At 67.6% G+C, this 16,963-nt stretch carries 18 protein-coding genes and 1 pseudogene; 6 read left to right on the forward strand and 13 right to left on the reverse strand.

The genetic code is table 11. From position 1 onward, the window contains the following. Positions 1-45: 45 nt before the first annotated feature. On the reverse strand, positions 46-981 hold the full coding sequence (locus KME78_RS43620) for a CU044_5270 family protein (protein WP_219535545.1): 936 nt from the start codon (positions 979-981) through the stop codon (positions 46-48). Further along, positions 981-1,544, reverse strand: coding sequence for an RNA polymerase sigma factor (locus KME78_RS43625; protein WP_219535547.1), 564 nt, complete (start codon positions 1,542-1,544; stop codon positions 981-983). The genes KME78_RS43620 and KME78_RS43625 overlap by 1 nt, the downstream gene beginning before the upstream one ends. A 174-nt stretch (positions 1,545-1,718) precedes the next feature. Between KME78_RS43625 and KME78_RS43630 the strand changes: the two are divergent. Next, positions 1,719-2,213: pseudogene (locus KME78_RS43630) on the forward strand (transposase); the annotation flags it as partial. A 182-nt stretch (positions 2,214-2,395) separates the two neighbouring features. Here the strand turns inward: KME78_RS43630 and KME78_RS43635 are convergent. The 3 genes from KME78_RS43635 to KME78_RS43645 form a co-directional block, all read right to left on the reverse strand. After that, the gene (locus KME78_RS43635; protein WP_219535551.1) at positions 2,396-3,214 is read right to left on the reverse strand and encodes a DUF4097 family beta strand repeat-containing protein; all 819 of its coding nucleotides are present in this window, start codon (positions 3,212-3,214) and stop codon (positions 2,396-2,398) included. 59 nt (positions 3,215-3,273) lie between these two features. Beyond that, complete coding sequence (locus KME78_RS43640; protein WP_219535554.1) at positions 3,274-4,464, reverse strand: lipase family protein; 1,191 nt, start codon at positions 4,462-4,464, stop codon at positions 3,274-3,276. A gap of 429 nt (positions 4,465-4,893) precedes the next feature. Continuing rightward, positions 4,894-6,036 (reverse strand): helix-turn-helix domain-containing protein, encoded by a 1,143-nt coding sequence (locus KME78_RS43645; protein WP_219535556.1) that lies wholly within the window; start codon positions 6,034-6,036, stop codon positions 4,894-4,896. A 224-nt stretch (positions 6,037-6,260) separates the two neighbouring features. On the opposite strand from KME78_RS43645, the gene KME78_RS43650 reads away from it, so the two are divergent. After that, entirely contained in the window at positions 6,261-6,719 is a 459-nt protein-coding gene (locus KME78_RS43650; protein WP_219535558.1) for an ATP-binding protein, read from the forward strand. Next, complete coding sequence (locus KME78_RS43655) at positions 6,716-6,967, forward strand: hypothetical protein (RefSeq protein ID WP_219535560.1); 252 nt, start codon at positions 6,716-6,718, stop codon at positions 6,965-6,967. The genes KME78_RS43650 and KME78_RS43655 overlap by 4 nt, the downstream gene beginning before the upstream one ends. Before the next feature lie 331 nt (positions 6,968-7,298). On the opposite strand, the gene KME78_RS43660 is transcribed toward KME78_RS43655, so the two are convergent. From KME78_RS43660 to KME78_RS43670, 3 genes are all read right to left on the reverse strand, one after another. Beyond that, positions 7,299-7,538 (reverse strand): hypothetical protein, encoded by a 240-nt coding sequence (locus KME78_RS43660; protein WP_219535564.1) that lies wholly within the window; start codon positions 7,536-7,538, stop codon positions 7,299-7,301. A gap of 446 nt (positions 7,539-7,984) precedes the next feature. After that, a complete protein-coding gene (locus KME78_RS43665; protein ID WP_214633688.1) occupies positions 7,985-8,632 on the reverse strand; it encodes a response regulator transcription factor in 648 nt (215 codons plus the stop codon). Positions 8,633-8,678: 46 nt separating this feature from the next. After that, positions 8,679-9,791, reverse strand: a complete 1,113-nt coding sequence (locus tag KME78_RS43670; RefSeq protein WP_219535566.1) for a sensor histidine kinase — start codon at positions 9,789-9,791, stop codon at positions 8,679-8,681. A gap of 93 nt (positions 9,792-9,884) precedes the next feature. Between KME78_RS43670 and ggt the strand changes: the two genes are divergently transcribed. Beyond that, positions 9,885-11,615 (forward strand): gamma-glutamyltransferase, encoded by a 1,731-nt coding sequence (gene ggt, locus KME78_RS43675; RefSeq protein WP_219535569.1) that lies wholly within the window; start codon positions 9,885-9,887, stop codon positions 11,613-11,615. Here ggt and KME78_RS43680 read toward each other — a convergent pair whose 3' ends face one another. Further along, positions 11,616-13,070, reverse strand: coding sequence for a flavin-containing monooxygenase (locus tag KME78_RS43680; protein WP_219535571.1), 1,455 nt, complete (start codon positions 13,068-13,070; stop codon positions 11,616-11,618). Between the two features lie 161 nt (positions 13,071-13,231). After that, on the reverse strand, positions 13,232-13,402 hold the full coding sequence (locus KME78_RS43685; RefSeq protein WP_219535573.1) for a hypothetical protein: 171 nt from the start codon (positions 13,400-13,402) through the stop codon (positions 13,232-13,234). Positions 13,403-13,507: 105 nt separating this feature from the next. Here KME78_RS43685 and KME78_RS43690 point away from each other — a divergent pair, with 105 nt between their 5' ends. Then, complete coding sequence (locus KME78_RS43690) at positions 13,508-14,293, forward strand: SURF1 family protein (RefSeq protein ID WP_219535575.1); 786 nt, start codon at positions 13,508-13,510, stop codon at positions 14,291-14,293. A 2-nt stretch (positions 14,294-14,295) separates the two neighbouring features. After that, positions 14,296-14,607 (forward strand): DUF3817 domain-containing protein, encoded by a 312-nt coding sequence (locus KME78_RS43695; RefSeq protein ID WP_219535578.1) that lies wholly within the window; start codon positions 14,296-14,298, stop codon positions 14,605-14,607. 21 nt (positions 14,608-14,628) lie between these two features. On the opposite strand, the gene KME78_RS43700 is transcribed toward KME78_RS43695, so the two are convergent. The 3 genes from KME78_RS43700 to KME78_RS43710 form a co-directional block, all read right to left on the reverse strand. Further along, positions 14,629-14,823 carry a tail-anchor membrane protein gene (locus tag KME78_RS43700; protein WP_219535581.1) on the reverse strand — a complete coding sequence of 65 codons (195 nt, stop codon included), beginning with the start codon at positions 14,821-14,823 and terminating at the stop codon, positions 14,629-14,631. Between the two features lie 103 nt (positions 14,824-14,926). Then, complete coding sequence (locus tag KME78_RS43705) at positions 14,927-16,030, reverse strand: protein kinase domain-containing protein (RefSeq protein ID WP_219535583.1); 1,104 nt, start codon at positions 16,028-16,030, stop codon at positions 14,927-14,929. A 43-nt stretch (positions 16,031-16,073) separates the two neighbouring features. Then, entirely contained in the window at positions 16,074-16,928 is an 855-nt protein-coding gene (locus tag KME78_RS43710) for an arylamine N-acetyltransferase family protein (protein WP_219535586.1), read from the reverse strand. Between the last annotated feature and the right edge of the window lie 35 nt (positions 16,929-16,963).

The following is a 16,963-nucleotide window of genomic DNA, read 5'->3' on the forward strand; positions in this document are numbered from 1 at the left end:
TGGACCGCCGCCCTGGTTCTCGTCGTCGGCCTGCTTCTGCTGTGATCAGGGGCGTTGGCCGGGCTGGTTCACGATCTTGGCTTCGAGCTGGGCGGTCATGCTCACCGTTCCCGCCTTGAAGGTCTCCTTACTGCCATCGGCCCGCTCGTATGTCCGGTCCTGCAGCCGCGTCGAGTTGGTGCCCAGAAACCGGAAGGTCTGCGGGTCCAGAACGAGCGATTGCCGTGCCCCGTCGTCGTCGAGGCTGAACGCCAAGCCTCGCCGTCCGTCGGCGACGGGCACGTCCTCGGTTTTGATGATGCCCTTGATCGTGGGCAGCGCGCGGAAGAGCGCGGCCCGCACCTCGGGGGCGAGCCACTGCTCGGTGATGAGCTGGTTGATCTCCATGAAGAGGATCTGTGTCGGGACATGGCCGTTCAGTTCCTGCGGCCCCCGGCGATCTTCGTCGAGGATGGCCGCCTTGATCTTGGCGATCACCCCGGCCGGGGTGACAGGAGCTTTGGCCAGCTCAGCCGGGTTGAAGACCGCGCTGCCCTGGAACATCAGCTTGCCGCCCTGGTACCAGGCCGACCGCTTGCCGTCCACGCTGGTCCAGCGTTCCCAGGTGTTGCGCTGGTCTCGGTCGATGTCCCCTTTGACACCGGCCAGCTGCAGTTCGTTTGTGTAGAGCCACTGAGTGGGGTCCGGCGCGGGCGTCGGGTCGTTCTCGGCCGCGTCGGCGGCACGCTCGCCCAGTTCGGCCACGCTGGCCACCGGCGCCATGTCCGGCTGGTCCCTGAGCGCCACGACGGTCCCGCCGACGACCAGGGCCAGCGCCGCCGCCACCGCGATCCGCCAGCCGAACCTTCTCGCGCCGGATGCAACCGACTTGCGCGCGGCCTCCGGTTCGTGGATCGCTGTCATCAGCCGCGCCTTGGCAGCGGTCGCGGCGTTGTCCGTCATCGCCGGGGTGTTCCGGCGCAACTCCTTCAGCTCGTTCACTACAGCTCCTCATCCCCTAGCACGTTGCTGGCCTTCTTCCGCGCCCGGTGCAGCCGTGACCGCACAGTCCCCACAGAGATGTCCAGCGCCCGTGCCACTTCCTCGTACGACATGTCCTCCCACGCCACCAGCAGCAGCACGTCTCGCTGCCCACGTGGCAGGGACGCCAGCGCCCCCGCCAGCTCACGCTCCCTGCCCTGCGCCGCCACCCGACACGCCACGGTCTCGTCCAGCGCCTCAGGCAGAGGGTCCACCCCAGTGCGGCTCAGCGCCCGCAGCAGCCGCTCCTCCTGCCGCCGATGTCGGGCGATCAATGTGGTGGCGATCCCGTACAACCAGGGCCTGGCCAGCGCGAACGAGGTGTCATACGTCCCGCGCCTGCGAAAGGCTGCCAGAAACGTCTCGGCCACGATGTCGTCGGCGGCCTGCGTGCCGAGCCGCCGCGCCGCGTACAGATGGATCTGCTTGGCGTAGCGGTCGAACAGCGCGGCGAACTGCTCTGGGTCGTGCGCCGATCGCCGGATCAGTTCTCCGTCGTCGATCTCGACCGTCTCAGCACTCAACGCCTCTCCTTCGTGAGTAGGTAATTTCACCCTGCTGTCTCCCGAAGGGCGTCACCGGGTTCCCGGGAATCGTGACGCGTTGGAGAAGATGCTGCCGCCGCCCGCAGGCGGCAGCTGTATGCGATATTTCGTTGAGTTCCGCCGACAGAGGTGGGCGTGCTGGTCGACGACCTCATGACCGCGCTGGCACCGATGTTCACCCGGCTCGAACCACGGCTGCAGGCCGCCAAGTACGTCCGAGCCGTCATGTCCGAGCTGCCCAGACGCAACGGCTGGACGATCGCCGAGTGGATCGGCGACCGCCGTCCGGACGCCACCCAGCGCTTGCTGAACCGGGCTCGGTGGGACACCGCGGGCGCGATGAGCACCATCCGCCGCTTCGCCGTCACCCGACTCGATGCCGCCGCCCGGCCGGGCAGCCTGACCATCGGCGTGCTGGATGAGTCCGGCCAGGAGAAGAAGGGCGTGGCCACGGCGGGTGTCAAGCGCCAGCACATGGGCTGCGCCGGCGGCATCGACAACGGCATCAACACCGTCTACCTCGCCTACGTGCGCGCCGCCACCGGGCACGCGCTGATCGGCGCACGGCAATGGATCCCCGCCGAGCAGATCAGCGACCCCGCCACCGCGATCACCACCGGCCTGCCGCTGCATCTGACCTTCGCAACTCTGCGCGGCCACCGCCGCCGCGACCCGGCACCGCACCGATACCCAGGCCACACGCCCCACCCGTCCCGACGAAGCACCCGCCCGAGGAGCCTGGCCTGATCCCGCTGACGATCGCAAAGGTCAAGCGCCTGTTCAACGCCGTCGCCGGCCACAAACCGCCCCTGGAACACGTTGCTCACTGGTCAGCCTGGCGACGCCGCCATCAAGCACGCGCCCGCTGGTTCCATCACCGCGCCCATCTGGCCACCGCATACACCCAGCTCAGCTAACGAATGGCAGCTGTCGCTGGGCGGCGCCGGTAAGGGCGTCCTGACCTCCAGGTCCCCGGAGTCGCTGGACAGCGCGATCGTGCGCTGCGCCGAGGGGACGCTCGCGGGCTTGATGTTCTTGTGGCCGGAGTCCGTCTTGGCCACGATGTTGTACGACCCCTGAGGCACCTGGATCACGGTCTTGCCCGAATCCGTGGTGGTGGTGACCTGGTCGGGCGGTCCGGCGAAGGCCAGGTTCATATCGCCCGAGTCGGTCTTCGTGGCGATCTTCTTGCCTGTCAGCTCAGTGGCCTCGATTGCCCCGGAGTCGGTGGTGGCTTCCAACTCGCCCGACAGGTTCTTCAGTGTCAGGTTCCCCGAGTCCGAGCTCACCTTGACGCGAAGTCCCTGGGGCATCTCGACCTGGTAGTGCACGTCGCAGGACGTGCCCAAGGCGCCCCACCCCCAAGTGGTGGGACAGGTGAACGTCAGTTCCAGCGTGTCTCCTTGCACCTTATGGCTGGTCTTCGGCCTGTTCCTGAGCCAGCTGAGCCGCTCCGTCACACGGATGCTCCGACGATGGGACTCCACCACTTCGACGGTCCCGGCGTTGTCGGCTTCGACGTGCAGCGCCGCCACCTTGTCGGTGACGTCGTACGACACGGTGTCCTCCTCCGGCGGGCTGCTGGTGCCGCAGCCGGTCGACACCGCCACGAGCCCGAGAAGGCCCGCGATTATCATGGTTCTCTGCATCTTCGTCATGTTCATATCTGAGAGATTCGGCCGTAGCGGTGTTCTCGAGGCCAGACGGATCAGGCCCGGTTGCCCGTGAAGCCGGCGACCACCAGGGGCAGCACCTTACGGACGCTCTGGTTATGATCCACGTTGCCCGCGTCGGTGAGGGTCTGCGTGGCGCCATGCGAGCGTAGTTGACGCTGGCAGTACAGCGCGTTGTCGTACGCGACGTCCGTGTCGCCCTTGGCGTGATGCAGGCGGACCGGAACGGCTGGCTTCCAGTTGCAGGTGGAGCCGAGCGCGGTCAGCAGTTCTTTCAGTTTGCCGGTCGGCTTGCGGATCCTGTCCAGGAACTGCGCGGTGAACAACTTCTCGGACGTCGGCGGCAACGCCTTGGCGATCTCCGCGGCCTGGTGGTTTCCGTCGAAGAGCTTCTCCACCTGCTCGTCGTACGGGGCGCGGAAGGCCTCGCTCGGCGTGCGGTAGATGTCGGTATAGCGGTCCGCCGAGATCACGAAGTAGGCCAGGTAGAGCGAGGCCATCCGAATCTTGTCGTCCGCCGCGGCGGCCTCGAAAGAACTCAGGTCGAAGGGACCGGCGATCGAAGCGAGGCCGCCCAGCCGGAAGTACGGGTCCTGGCCCTGTTGCAGGAAGCGCCCCACCATCATGGTCGCGGGGCCGCCCTGTGAGAAGCCGCTGACCAGCACGCGCGAGTCGAGCCGCGCTCGGCCCCTGGTGAAGGCGCGGGTCGCGCGCAGGGCGTCGACCGGGGCGGAGACCGTGGTCCGCGGGTCTCCGTAGGTGTGGTAGCCGGGCCCCGTGCCCAAGCCGAGATAGTCAGGGGCGGATACCGCATGCCCGGCCCCCGCGAACAGCAGCGCCGCGGCGCGGTCGGTGGATTTCTCGTTCACCGAGGCCACATCACCCCGGTAGACGGTGGTGCCGTGCAACCAGGAGACGACCCGGAGGTTGCGCCGGGTGTTGTCAGGCAGGGCGACCAACTGGCTGGCGGTGGTGGACCGGCCCTTGGCGTCCACGGTGCGATAGACCACGCGATAGGCGCTGACCCCGTATTTCACCTGCGCCGCATCGATGCCGGTTGCCTTGATTCGCTCGGCGACCTGGCCCCTGTCCAGCTTCTCCACGAGGGTCGAGGAGACCACGCCGCCGCGTGCCACGGTTTGTGCTACTGAGGCTTCGGCGGGGAAAGTGGTGGCAAGGCAGCCCAGGGTGAGCCCGGCGGTCACTATGGCGCGAGAAAAGGTCATGCCGAAACCCTAGATACAGCCGCAATGAGCGGCATTGCTGGCGGCACCCTGGTTCTCGGTAGTGCCAGCCTTACCCCTGCGCCTCCGTGCAGCGTGAACGGCGTCTTCGTCCCGCCCGGACCGCACCTGCCGGCATCAAGTACGCGCCCGCTGGTTCCACCAACACACCCGCCTGGCCACCGCATATACCCAGCTCAGCTAACGAATGGCGGCTGCCGTATTAGGAACCGTCCGCGAGGCGCCAAATCAAGTGCCTTGCGCCAGCCGACAGATCTTAGTTTGTCCGCCATCTCGAGGCGGAGACTTGCGGCCATATCGCCTATGCCGCCATCAGCGAAGGCGCGAGCTATCGCGTCGCTATGCTACGACAGGCTGATCGCAATACAGGCGTGTCACCTCGTAAATCCCACGGACGAATACGGGGTCTCGTCAAGCGGGAGAAAGTTCAGGCGACAGCATCGCGTGCAGACGCTCACGGGAAACACGGACCTCAGGAATTTGATCCCATTTGGCGGAGCCCTGAATGATGTCCTTCGCCTGACTGTTCACCCGAGCGGAGCTGATAAAAGGCAGCGCCCGCGTCAGGCTTTGTATGTGGTTGACGGCGAGTGCCGGGTTGTTCGCCTGGATTGCCGTTTGTGCTAGCCGGCCTAGGTATTGGGTCCGGAAGAGGAGCGACCACTGCCCCATGGCATCGGCGGCATCGCCCAGGAGTTGTGCCGCTTGACCGTATTGCCCAAGTTGGCTTAGGCCGATAGCTACATCCCCGCTGAGAGCGGCTTCCGCGAACGCGCTCAGGCCGCGTGCGTCCAGGGCGCGATCGAGGGCGTCCCTCGCCTCCTTCTGGCTCCCCTTGATGCCGGCCAGGCCACGCCCGAGGCGCATGTGCAAGCTCGACAGGCGGCTGGAGGGAAGGTCTGGTATTCGTAGCCCGCGCTGGGCATAGTGCACGGCCCGCATCGAGTCATCGCGGTAGAGGCTGACGCGGCTCAGTGCATCGTAGGCGCGTGCCTGCGCGGGGAAGTTCTGTGCATGGTGCGCCAGGTCGAGGGCGATCGTCCCCGCGTGCTCGGCTTGAGCGAGCCTCCCGGCGTCGTACAGGGCAATGCTGGCCTGGTACATCAGGTCGGAAGCGGCTCCTTGCAGTTCGATCCCGATCGTGCTCGTTTTGATGTTATTGATTTGCTTCACATGCCCCAGAGCGCGTGCCGCAATCGGCACTCCTCCCAGCTCGTATCGGCCACGTGCCAGGCTGTCGGCGAGAGCACGCACATAGTCCGGGTCGAGATAGGGATTCGAGCTGGCAGCGGATGATACGAACATCACGGATGCGGCGGCTGCCAGGAATTCCCTGCGTTCCACAGGTTCCTCCACAGAAGGTGAAAAGCGCATCTCCCAGCCGACGCGCGCAAGCAGCTGCTTTGCCCTGGCCAAACCGGTATCCGCGACGCCACGGCAGATGCGCGAGATCCATGCTTGAGAAACTCCCAACTCGTGGGCGAGCTGGATCTGTGTCCAACTCCGTTCTTCCATGATCGCTTTGAGCGCTTCGGGGAGAGTCCGGATGTCCACTGGCTCAGCGTATAGCGGAGAGGTATTGGCTCAATACTGCCTTATACCTCTGGTGAATACCCGTGCTGGTTCTGTGGAAACAGGCTGCGCGAGCATGTGCCGGTCGCGAGATGAGATGAGGCGCATCGCGAGCTTGGATCTGATGACGGCGATGGAGGCAGACGGTGTCATTGGTTCATCAGCACGGCACGCCCGCCACGGCCCTCACGTGTCCGCAAGGCGGTATGACCCTGGTCTCGGCTGCGAGCCTGCGGCGCAGTAACGAGGCGCCGCGACAGGCGAGAACAGCCTTGTGCGGTTGGCTTGGGCAAGATGATCCGCTCTTGCTGGATGCTCAACAGGTCATCACTGAGTTGATCTCGAATGCCATCACACATGTTGAGGGCGGCGAGGGGCGCGATTGGGTGGTGCTGCGCGTCGCTCGCGGCAACGGCTCCATTCGCGTTGAGGTCATCGATCCGGGCGCCGTCGATGGGGATGGACCGCAGGTCGTGCGGCAGCCGCCGACCCCAGATCCGAAGACGCGCGAGGGATTGAAGGCCCTGACGGAATCAGGACGGGGTTTGTACATCGTGAGGACGCTTTCTAGCGCCTGGGGCACATATCTGAGCGGCCAACGCCGTGTGGTCTGGGCCGACCTGCCGTACCCGGCTTCTTCACGATGCGAAGAGGTGGCGCGATGACCAAGGAAAGCCTCCAAGAGCGGTTCGGCAACGAATGGGTGATCCACACTTTTCTCATGATCGGCGTCGCGGCCTCCCGTGGACGACAAAGGCTGACGCCGGAGGAGGAAGCGCGCGGCATGGTCCTTGTGCTCCTCGCCGCCGACCTGGAGGAGTTGGCCGGCAAACTGGCCGCGCAGCCGGACTGCCGCACGCCCGTCACTCCTCTGACCTCCAAAATCGGATGGCGGGCCATCCCTGGCCCGTGATCATTGGCCACAAGCCTGTGACCAGTCGAGAGCCGTTCAACGGCCTTCCCCCGTGGCTGGTCACGCCCCCCATGGTCCTGCCGCTGAGGGGCGGAGATAAGAGAGACGGGCTCCGTCCATCCGGGCCTGTCTCTTGGAAGTGGACCTTGGGGGCGGCCCCGCCGTCGAGCCTGGCCGGGCGCAGGCGGCGGGGCCGCAACAAGCCCCAGAATTGGCCCCACGGTCCTGAAGGATCACGGGGATTCCTCGCTAACCTCCACGAAAGCGCCTCAAGCCGCTGGGCGCACCGCCCGGCTGGCCAAGCCGTTGACGATGGCCTTGGCGCGGGGCTTTATGGCGCGTGTTCGGGTTTGGAGCCCTCATTTGAGGTTGTTTCGGGGCCTGGTGGTTGTCTGTCTCGTGTCCGCTTATCGGGGGCGCGCAGGACGATCCGGAGCACCTGGACAGCGCGGTTCTGGCGCTTGGCGGAGGGGGCCCACAGGGCGGTCAGGCCTGCCGCGACAACGATGATCGCCAAGGCGAGCGGCAGCACCGAGGCACTTAAGCCCACTGTCTTGAAGAAGTCGAGCACGGACGGCCTCCTGGCAGCGCGAAGCTTGCCAGAGGTCTCTCCCGCCCGGTTCAGGTGCGGACCAGCAGCCCCGGGGGCCCCGTGGAGCGGGGCTGCACCGTAATGACGAGGCTGCTGCGAAGGGATACTCCCCCCTGTACTGCGAAGAGTAAGGCTGGGCGAACTCGCTGTCTGTATGCAAGGCAGTAAGGCTTGACGAACTCCGGTCCTTGAGCGCCACGGCTGGGTAGCGGGATGCCTCTTACCGGTTTCGTCGGCGGAACCCAATGATTTCTATGCCGAGGTCCCGACGGGTCAGGGGCGGTAGCCCGGGCGAAGCGTGTCGGGAGGGCGCCCGAGCGGAGCGAGGACCATGCTTTTGTGGGGGTGTGGGGGGCGCGGAGCCCCCCACTGAACACAGTCTGAGTCCCCTTGCGCGAAGCGCCGACCGGGCGAAGGCCTTGCGTTTAGAGCCACCCGGGTTTCACCAGGCCGGATTCATAGGCGATGACGACGAGTTGGGCGCGGTCTCGGGCGTGGAGTTTCATCATGGCGCGGCTGACGTGGGTTTTTGCCGTCGCGGGGGACATGAAGAGGTTCGCGGCTATCTCGTCGTTCGTTTTGCCGGTGCCCACCAGTGACAGTACTTCGCGTTCGCGGTCCGTCAGTTGGTCCAGGTGGTTGGTGGCGGAGGGTTCCTTGGCGCGGGTGGCGTACTCGGCGATCAGGCGGCGGGTGACGCTGGGGGACAAGAGGGCTTCGCCGGCCGCGACCACGCGGACCGCCTGGATGAGTTCGGCTGGTTCGGTGTCCTTGACGAGGAAGCCGCTGGCGCCGCCGCGCAGGGCCTCGAAGACGTACTCGTCCAGCTCGAATGTGGTCAGGATGATGACGCGTGGGCCCGGTGGCATCTGGCGGGTGGCGGCCAGGCCGTCGGTGCCGGGCATGCGGATGTCCATGAGCACCACGTCCGGCGCGTGCTCGCGCGAGAGGCGTACCGCCTCGGCGCCGTCGGCGGCCTCCGCGACGACCGTCATGTCGGGCTGGGCGTCGAGCAGGGCTTTGAAGCCTGCCCGTACCAGTGCCTGGTCGTCGGCGAGCAGGAGCTTGATCATGAGGTCTCCTCTGCGACGGCTGTCATGTTGAGCGGGCCCAGGTTGATCATGAGGTCTCCTCGGGGAAGGGCAGTTTGGCCTCGACCTGGAAGCCGTTGCCGACCGGGCCGGCGGTCAGGGTGCCGCCGAGGGCTGAGGCGCGTTCGCGCATGCCGGGGATGCCGTTGCCGCTGCCTGCTTCGGCCAGTACGGCCGGCTTTGTCGCGCCGGTGTCCGAGATCAGGACGCCCAGCTCGCTCGTGCCGTACTCGAGCCGGACCGTCACCCGGGAGCCGGGCGCGTGGCGGGCGGCGTTCGTGAGGGCTTCCTGGATGATCCGGTACGCGGCGCGTTCGAGTTGTGGCGGTAGCGGCCGGGAGCCGACGTGTTTGAGTGTCACGTCCAGGCCGGAGCGGGTCACGAGCTCGTCGAGGCGGTCGAGGCCGGCCGTGGGGGAGCGGGGGGCGCCTTCGCGGAGGACGTTCAGGACTGAGCGCATCTCGCCGAGAACCTCCTTGGAGGCGGACTTGATGGTGGTCAGGGCTGTACGTGCCTGCTCGGGCTGTTCGTCCATGAGGTGCAGGGCGGTGGACGCCTGAACGTGGATCAGCGAGATGTTGTGCGCGAGTACGTCGTGCAGCTCCTGCGCCATCGTCAGCCGCTCCTCGCTGGCCTGCCGCCTGGACTCCTCCTCGACGACCCGCTGGTGCTCGGCGCGCCGCTCACTGCGGATCCTGACCAGCTCGCCGATCACCATGAACAGCAGGATGAACGCGGTGATCGCCAGCGTGTGGAAGGCCCAGAGGCCGTGATCGCCCCCCAAAGAGGCATAAATCACGAAGACGGCGAGCGTAACCCCCGAGAGGATCCACGCGATCAGCCGCCGCCCGCCCAGGATGAGCGACCAGAGCATGAAGATCGGCGCCAGAAAAACCGGCCCATACGGATAGCCACCCACCACAAACGCATATGTCGCCAAAAGCGTGACAACGGTCGAGATAACGGGAAATTTCCGGCGGGCCAGGATCGCCACCGGCCCCACCAGCAGCAACACGTACGCCAGCGAGTCCAACGGCTCCCTGTATCCCCGCTGCCCCCAGGCCGCCCCCTGCGACAGCACCACCTGGACCACCGCGACGATCAACGCGACGTAGACGTCGTTCCCGGGCTTCTTACGCACCCCCCAACGCTAGGCCACCTACCTGACCCGCACATCACCCTCCAGCCGCAGGGGCCCTACCGCGATGGGCGTACCTGGTCCATCGTGGAACACATGCGCCGAATGATCGTTCCCGCAGCAGCAGTCCTCCTCTCGCTGGTGTCCGCCCCAGCGCTGGCTGCCACACCCCCGCCGCCGCAGAAGGCTCCCGTCGCCGAGGGGTACGGCGGCGCGGCCGCCACGGTGGACTTCGACGCCAGCAAGGCCGCCATCGCCGTACTCAAGCAGGGCGGCAACGCCATCGACGCGGCCGTCGCCGCGGGTGCGGTGCTCGGCGTGACCGAGCCCTACTCCGCGGGCCTGGCCGGCGGCGGCTTCATGGTCTACTACGACGCCCGCAGCCGGAAGGTGGTCACGCTGGACGGCCGCGAGACCGCCCCGCAGGCCATGACCGCCACCACGCTGGAAGGCATCCCGTTCGACGAGGGCGTCACCAGCGGCCTGTCGGCCGGCATCCCCGGCACGCTCGCGCAGTGGGACCTGGCCCTGCGCAGGTACGGCACGCTCTCGCTGAAGCAGGCGCTCCAGCCGGCCATCGAGGTGGCGTCCAAGGGCTTCGTCGTCGACCAGACCTTCTACGACCAGACCGCCGCGAACGCCGCCCGCTTCAAGGACATCACCTCCACCGCCAAGCTCTACCTCCCGGGCGGCGCGCCGCCGCCCGTCGGCTCCGTCTTCAAGAACCCCGAACTCGCCGCCACCTACCGTGAGCTGGGCAAACGTGGAATCGGCTGGCTGTACGACGGCCAGCTCGGCAGGGAGGTCGTCGCCACGGTCAAGCAGCCGCCCGTCACCCCCGGCGCCACCCGCAACGTGCGGCCGGGCCTGATGGAGCTGTCCGACTTGCGCGCCTACCGCGTCATCCAGCGCGAGCCCACGCGCGTGGACTACAACGGCATGCAGGTGTACGGCATGGCGCCCCCGTCATCCGGCGGTTCGACCGTGGGGGAGGCGCTCAACATCCTGGAGTCCCTGCCGAGCGTGGGCCTGCACGAGTATCTGGAGGCGTCCCGCCTGGCCTTCGCCGACCGCAACAAGTACGTCGGCGACATCCCGAACGTACCGCTGAAGGAGCTGCTGTCCGACGGCTTCGCCAAGGAGCGCGCCTGCCTGATCGGCGAGAAGGCGATGGCCCACCCGGCCCCGCCCGGTAGTCCCGACGGCAGCTATGAGGCGTGCGCCACCCCGGCCGGCACGGCCACGGCGACCACCGACGAAGGCCCCGAGACGACCCACATGACCATCACCGACCGGTGGGGCAACGTCGTCGCCTACAACCTGACGATCGAGTCGACCGGCGGCAACGGCATCGTGGTCCCGGGACGCGGCGTGCTGCTCAACAACGAGCTCACGGACTTCACGTTCGGGCCCGCCCCCGGTGACCCGAACCTGCCGGCCCCCGGCAAGCGCCCGCGCTCGTCGATGGCGCCCACGCTGGTGTTCGACCACGGCAGGCCGGTGCTGGCGGCCGGGTCGCCGGGCGGCTCGACGATCATCACGACCGTGCTGCAGATCCTGGTCAACCGCTACGAGCTCGGGATGAGCCTGCCCGAGGCGGTCGCCGCGCCGCGGGCCACGCAGCGCAACACCGAGCAGACGCTGGCCGAGCAGGCGTTCCTCGACAAGTACCGGGCCGAACTCGAGGCCCGCGGGCACAAGCTCGCGCTGACCACGGAGATCGGCGCGGCCACCGCGCTGGAGTTCCTGGGCCGGGGCAAGGTGCAGGCGGTCGCCGAGCCGGTCAGGAGGGGCGGCGGCAGCGCTCTGGTGGTGCGGCCGGGCTAGCTAGTAGATCAGTTCGTACGCGCCGGGCTTCATCTTGCGGGTGCGCGCCCAGTACTCGAAGGTGAAGCCCGGCCAGATCGTCCGGTTCACGCCGTGCTCGTCCAGGTACCAGGACGTGCAGCCGCCCGCGTTCCACACCAGCGGGTCGAGCCGTTCGCGCAGCCGCCGGTTGAACTCCCGCTGTCGTCCCGGCTTGACGTCGATGGCCCTGGCCTGGGTTTTCGAGAGCAGCCGGAGGCAGTCCATGACGTACCGCACCTGTGACTCGATCATGAAGACGACCGAGTTGTGGCCGAGGCCGGTGTTGGGGCCGAGGAGGAAGAACAGGTTCGGGAACCCGGCGGTGGAGATGCCGTAGTAGGTCTCGATCCCGTCCTGCCAGGCGTCCTGGATCTTGAGCCCGTCGCGGCCCACGATCCGCTGCCGCTGGAGCGCCTCGGTCACCTTGAACCCGGTGCCGTAGATGATCACGTCGACCTCGTGCTCCACGCCGGCGGCGTCGACGATCGAGTGCTCCCTGATCTCGGTGATCCCGTCGGTGACCAGCGCGACGTTCGGCCTGGTCAGCGCGGGATAGTAGTCGCTGGACAGCAGGGTGCGCTTGCAGCCGATCGTGTAGTCGGGGGTCAGCCTCCTGCGCAACTCCGGGTCGGGGATCTGGCTCTCCAGGTGCTTGAGCGCCAGCTTCTCGTGCGCCTTCATCAGCTTCGGGTCGACGGTGAAGCCCAGCGCCCTGGTCTCCAGCAGCCAGTAGAGGGCGGTGCGTACCGTCCTGGCGGCGCCCGGCAGCTCCATGAGCCGCCGCGTCCGGGGTGAGAAGGCGACGTCCGGCTTGGGGTGGATCCAGGGCGGCGTGCGCTGGAACACGGTGAGCCGCGCCGCACGGTCCGCGATCCGCGGCACGAACTGGATGGCCGAGGCCCCGGTGCCGATGACCGCGACGCGCTTGCCGGTCAGGTCGACCGAGTGGTCCCACTCGGCGGAGTGGAAGGCCGGACCGGCAAAAGCCTCACGCCCCGAAATTTCGGGGAACGATGGGATGTGCAGGGCGCCGATGCCTGACACGACGGCGTTCGGGCGCAGGGTCTCGCCGTCGTCCGTGGTCACCGCCCACCGGCGGTCGACGTCGTCGTACTCGAGCGAGACGACCCGTTTGCCGTACCGAATATGCGGGGTGATGCCGTACTTCTCGCCGCACGCCCGCATGTAGTCCCAGATCTCCTCCTGCGGGGAGAACAGCCGCGACCAGCCGGGATTGAGGTCGAACGAGTAGGAGTACAGGGGCGACGGCACGTCGCACGCGCAGCCGGGGTAGGTGTTGTCGCGCCAGGTGCCGCCCAGGTCGGCGGCCTTCTCCAGGATCACGAAGTCGTGGTATCCGGCGGCCTTGAGCTTGATCGCCATGCCGATCCCGGCGAAGCCGGAGCCGATGATCACTATCCCTGGCTCGTCCACTGCTCCTCCGCATTATTAGACGCAATGTCCAATGTAGTGAGAGATGGCGAGGTCCGTCCAGAGTGACGCGAATCACACCGACTGGTCGGTATGTTATCCGCCCCCAAGGCGCACGAAAAGCGCCGAGGGCGGTTTGCCGTCGGCGCCCTGGTGCGCGTGAGTCAGCGCAGGAGCAGGAAGGCGGCCACGCCGATGATCACGACGACGGCGATCACCGCGATGATCGGGATGAGGGGGGACTTCTTGCTCGGCGCCGCCTCCTGCTCGGACCGCTGCGCGAACGCGCGGAACTGCTGAGTATTGCCGGCAGGGTCGATATGCTGGTCAGACATGCCCAGCAGCTTAGCGTGATCGTCTGGTGCGTTTGCGGCTTTTAGTGTGATCTGTGGACATGGGCTGATTAGGGGACCGGCCTGGTGGGCGGATAGCTTTGAAGCATGCTCCGGACCCTGTTCTCGCCACGCGTGGTGGGTTTGCACCTGCTGACGATCGGGGTCCTCATCGCCTTCATCCTGCTCGGGCGCTGGCAGCTCGGCGTGTTCCAGGATTCCGGCAAGCCGCACGCGGTCACCGATCCCGCCCCGGTCGGCGTCACCACGCTGTCCCAGGTGGGCGCGCAGCTGACGGGGCCCGCCGTGGGCCGCAAGGTCTCGGCGGAGGGCGTCTACGACGCGTCGCGCCAGTTGCTCGTCGCCGACCGCCCGGCGGACGTCGACGCGCCGGGTGGCAACGTCTCGCGCGGCGAGGGTTACTGGGTGCTCACGCCGCTCCGGCTCGATGACGGCACGCTGATGCCCGTCGTACGCGGCTGGGTGGCCGAAGCCGGTGACCCGGCGGCGGCCGTGCCGGGCGGCAAGGTCGCGGTGACCGGACGGCTGCGCCCGCAGCAGAGCACCGACAGCGTGCAGCGCCGCACCGAGGAGTTGCCCGCGGGGCAGGTGCAGACGGTGTCCACCGGTGAGCTGATCAACCTGTGGAGCGGGCAGAAGGTACGCAACGGTTTTGTCGTCGCCCAGCCGCCCTCGGGGCCGCTGGTCCAGGTGAAGGTCCAGCCGCCGGTCGTCGGTGGCGAGCTGACCTGGCGTAATCTCGCTTATGCCGCCAACTGGTGGATCTTCGCTGGGTTCGCGGTGTTCATGTGGTTCCACTTCGTACGCGATGCCGTACGAGCGGATCGTGATCGGGACAGTGGCAAGTCCCCCGAAATTGTTCTGGAAGGTTAACGGTGGAATCGGCTCTGAAGCCCTTCCGGGTGCTCGCCTACATCGTCGGCGTGATGCTGCTCGTGCTCTGCGTGGCCATGGTGCTCCGCTACGGCTTCGGCATCGTGGGCATATCGAAGATCGTGGCGCCCATCCACGGCTTCCTCTACATGATCTACCTGGTCACGGTCATGAACCTGGGCATGAAGGCCCGCTGGAGCTGGCCGTACATGCTGGGCATCATGCTCGGCGGCACGGTGCCGTTCCTGTCGTTCTACATCGAACGGCGGGTGACGAGCCGGGTGCACGCGGCCCTGGCCGCGGCGGCGGCCTGAGGGCCGCGCCGCGAACTCGGGTCAGCTGCCGATGCCGCGTCTGCGGGCTCGCTTGAGCCGCTCGCGCTGCGACGGGTCCAGCATCAGGTAACCGACTACCGGGGCGGCGACCACGCCGAGGACGACCAGCAGGGTGATAAAGCCGGGCCCGAAGATGATCAGTGAGAGCAGGACCGCGGCACCTGCGCCGATGGCGTACTTCTGGACTGGTGACATCCTCAACTTCCTCCGAACGCGGAGCGCGCGCCCCGCCTCTCCCACATTGTGCGTCGTGTGTTCAACGCATGGACCACTCTGGTGGTTCCAATCGCGATGTATCTCAAAATAGGTCGGCGACGGCTTTCAGATCTTTGCGGAGCGCGTCCGGCCCCGGCCGGTGCGCGGGGAACCCCGACAGCAGGCGGAACAGCACCGGCGCCAGCGCGCCCGCCCTGGACAGCGGGGCACCGGGCACCGGCGGATGCCCCTCGACGGCCGCGAACAACGTGGCACCCAGCGACCACAGATCAGCCGCCGGTCCTGGCACCCGCTCGGGCGCCGTGTAGGCCGGGATCGTCGCCGGCATCACGGGGGCGAGCGACATCGGCGCGGGCAGCGGCGTCGTGGCCAGCGTGGCCCGGTCGTCCACGTCGATCAGGACGTTGCCCGGTTGTACGCCGCCGTGATGCGCTCCCCGGGAGTGCAGTTCGGCGAGCTGATCGAGGACGGCCAGCCCGATCTCGGCCACCCGGGCCGGAGGCAGCGGTCCGCCCGTGGCCAGCACGTGGCCGAGCGTCTGCGACACGGCGAGCCGGTCGAGCATCTCGGCCACCACCTCGACCGGCGGCGGCCCGGCGGGGTCCAGCATGGCCCGGACCAGCCACCGGAACGCGTCGGTGCTCTCCGCGGGCGCCCGCCCCGGCGGCCGGCCCTCGACGGCGAAGTGCAGCGTCGCGGCCATCGACCACATGTCGGCGGACGGCCGCATGCCGAGCCCCGGCAGCCCGAACCCGGTGAGCACGGCCCGGCCCGTCGAGGTGAGCAGCACATTGCCCGGATTGACCCGTCCGTGGACGATCCCCGCGTCGTGCGCGGTCCGCAGCGCCGACAGCAGGCACACGCCCACTCTGGCGGCCTGCTGGACGGGCAAGGGGTGCCGCGAGTCCACGGTCTTCTCCAGCGAGGTGCCGGAGACGAACTCCATGACCAGCCACGGCTCGCCGTCCTCCACCACCACGTCGAGCACTGGCACGACGGAGGCATGACGGAGCTCGGCGGCCCGCCGCGCGTCCTGCAGCGCGGCTCCCCGTAGCTCGGCGGGCACGCGTAGCTCTCTGACTGCGACGTCACGATGCTCTGTCTCATCGAACGCCAGTCGTACCGAACCCGCGCCCAAAGGATTCAGCAGCCGGTAGCGACCGACGAGCTTCCTGAACTCTCCCATTCCGAGGTGCACCATAGCGCCCCGGATCAGACCAAAGCCATGGCTAGGCCGGGGTTCCCGCCACCCACTTCTCGTGGGCCTCAAAAACCTTCCCGAACAGGGCGTCCTTCTCCTCTTCACTCACGTCATCCAGCTGCAATCCGAACACGTCGGACAACGCGGAGTAGTAGTCACGAGCCGTGTGCAGAGTGACGGAATGAGCGCCGTTGCCCAGGCGTGACAGGGCGAGCCCGCGGAGGAGGTCGACGCCGGAGGCGTCCCGCCGGGCGACCGACGCGACCCGCACGAAACCCGACTCCGGCGACGTCGACAGGTGATGATGCATCGCGGTAAAGGCGGACATGTCGGCCGGGGCGGAGTCGAAGTCCATGCCGATGAACGAGCCGCTCGGGTCGTGGTCGAGCCGCCAGCCTTCTGGCGCGACCTCTGAGTGCCGCAGACCGTACGAGAAAGGGCCCTGCCGGTAGATGCCCGCGACCAGCGGGAGCGGCTCGTGCAGCGCGTCGCCCAGCCCCAGGTCGGCCAGCCACTCGCCGCCCGGGTTGTCCTCCGACGGCAGCCCGCGCACGGTGAGCACCAGATGGTTGGCGGTGATGGCGGGCTCGCCGCCCCGGCCCTGCACGCCGCCCACGTGCCTGGTCACGGCGTAGCCGAGCTCCTTGATCAGCAGGGAGAACGCGCCGTTCAGGTGGTAGCAGTAGCCGCCGCGGCCACGGATGATCCGCTCGGCCGACTCGGCGGGATCGACCGTGGTGGGGCGGCCGAGCCAGATCTCCAACGCCTCGTACGGGACCCGCTCGATGTGCGCGACGTGCAGTCGGCGGAGGTTCTCGGCCGTGGGCGGGGCGTCCAGCAGGTCGGGCAGCCCGATGCGGCGCAGGTATGCGGCGGTGTTCACCGGCCAAGTCTGCACCGGATGTGCACACATTGGGG

Origin of the sequence: Nonomuraea guangzhouensis, from assembly GCF_019396345.1 — a bacterium.
In the GTDB taxonomy this organism is placed as follows: domain Bacteria; phylum Actinomycetota; class Actinomycetes; order Streptosporangiales; family Streptosporangiaceae; genus Nonomuraea; species Nonomuraea guangzhouensis.

What these genes read in the sequence shown, in the direction of transcription:
- KME78_RS43635 (WP_219535551.1), bottom strand. Translation starts at nt 3,214, where the DNA reads ATGCAGAGAACCATGATAATCGCGGGCCTTCTCGGGCTCGTGGCGGTG.
- KME78_RS43640 (WP_219535554.1), bottom strand. Translation starts at nt 4,464, where the DNA reads ATGACCTTTTCTCGCGCCATAGTGACCGCCGGGCTCACCCTGGGCTGC.
- KME78_RS43650 (WP_219535558.1), top strand. Translation starts at nt 6,261, where the DNA reads ATGACCCTGGTCTCGGCTGCGAGCCTGCGGCGCAGTAACGAGGCGCCG.
- KME78_RS43655 (WP_219535560.1), top strand. Translation starts at nt 6,716, where the DNA reads ATGACCAAGGAAAGCCTCCAAGAGCGGTTCGGCAACGAATGGGTGATC.
- KME78_RS43665 (WP_214633688.1), bottom strand. Translation starts at nt 8,632, where the DNA reads ATGATCAAGCTCCTGCTCGCCGACGACCAGGCACTGGTACGGGCAGGC.
- ggt (WP_219535569.1), top strand. Translation starts at nt 9,885, where the DNA reads ATGCGCCGAATGATCGTTCCCGCAGCAGCAGTCCTCCTCTCGCTGGTG.
- KME78_RS43685 (WP_219535573.1), bottom strand. Translation starts at nt 13,402, where the DNA reads ATGTCTGACCAGCATATCGACCCTGCCGGCAATACTCAGCAGTTCCGC.
- KME78_RS43690 (WP_219535575.1), top strand. Translation starts at nt 13,508, where the DNA reads ATGCTCCGGACCCTGTTCTCGCCACGCGTGGTGGGTTTGCACCTGCTG.
- KME78_RS43700 (WP_219535581.1), bottom strand. Translation starts at nt 14,823, where the DNA reads ATGTCACCAGTCCAGAAGTACGCCATCGGCGCAGGTGCCGCGGTCCTG.
- KME78_RS43705 (WP_219535583.1), bottom strand. Translation starts at nt 16,030, where the DNA reads ATGGGAGAGTTCAGGAAGCTCGTCGGTCGCTACCGGCTGCTGAATCCT.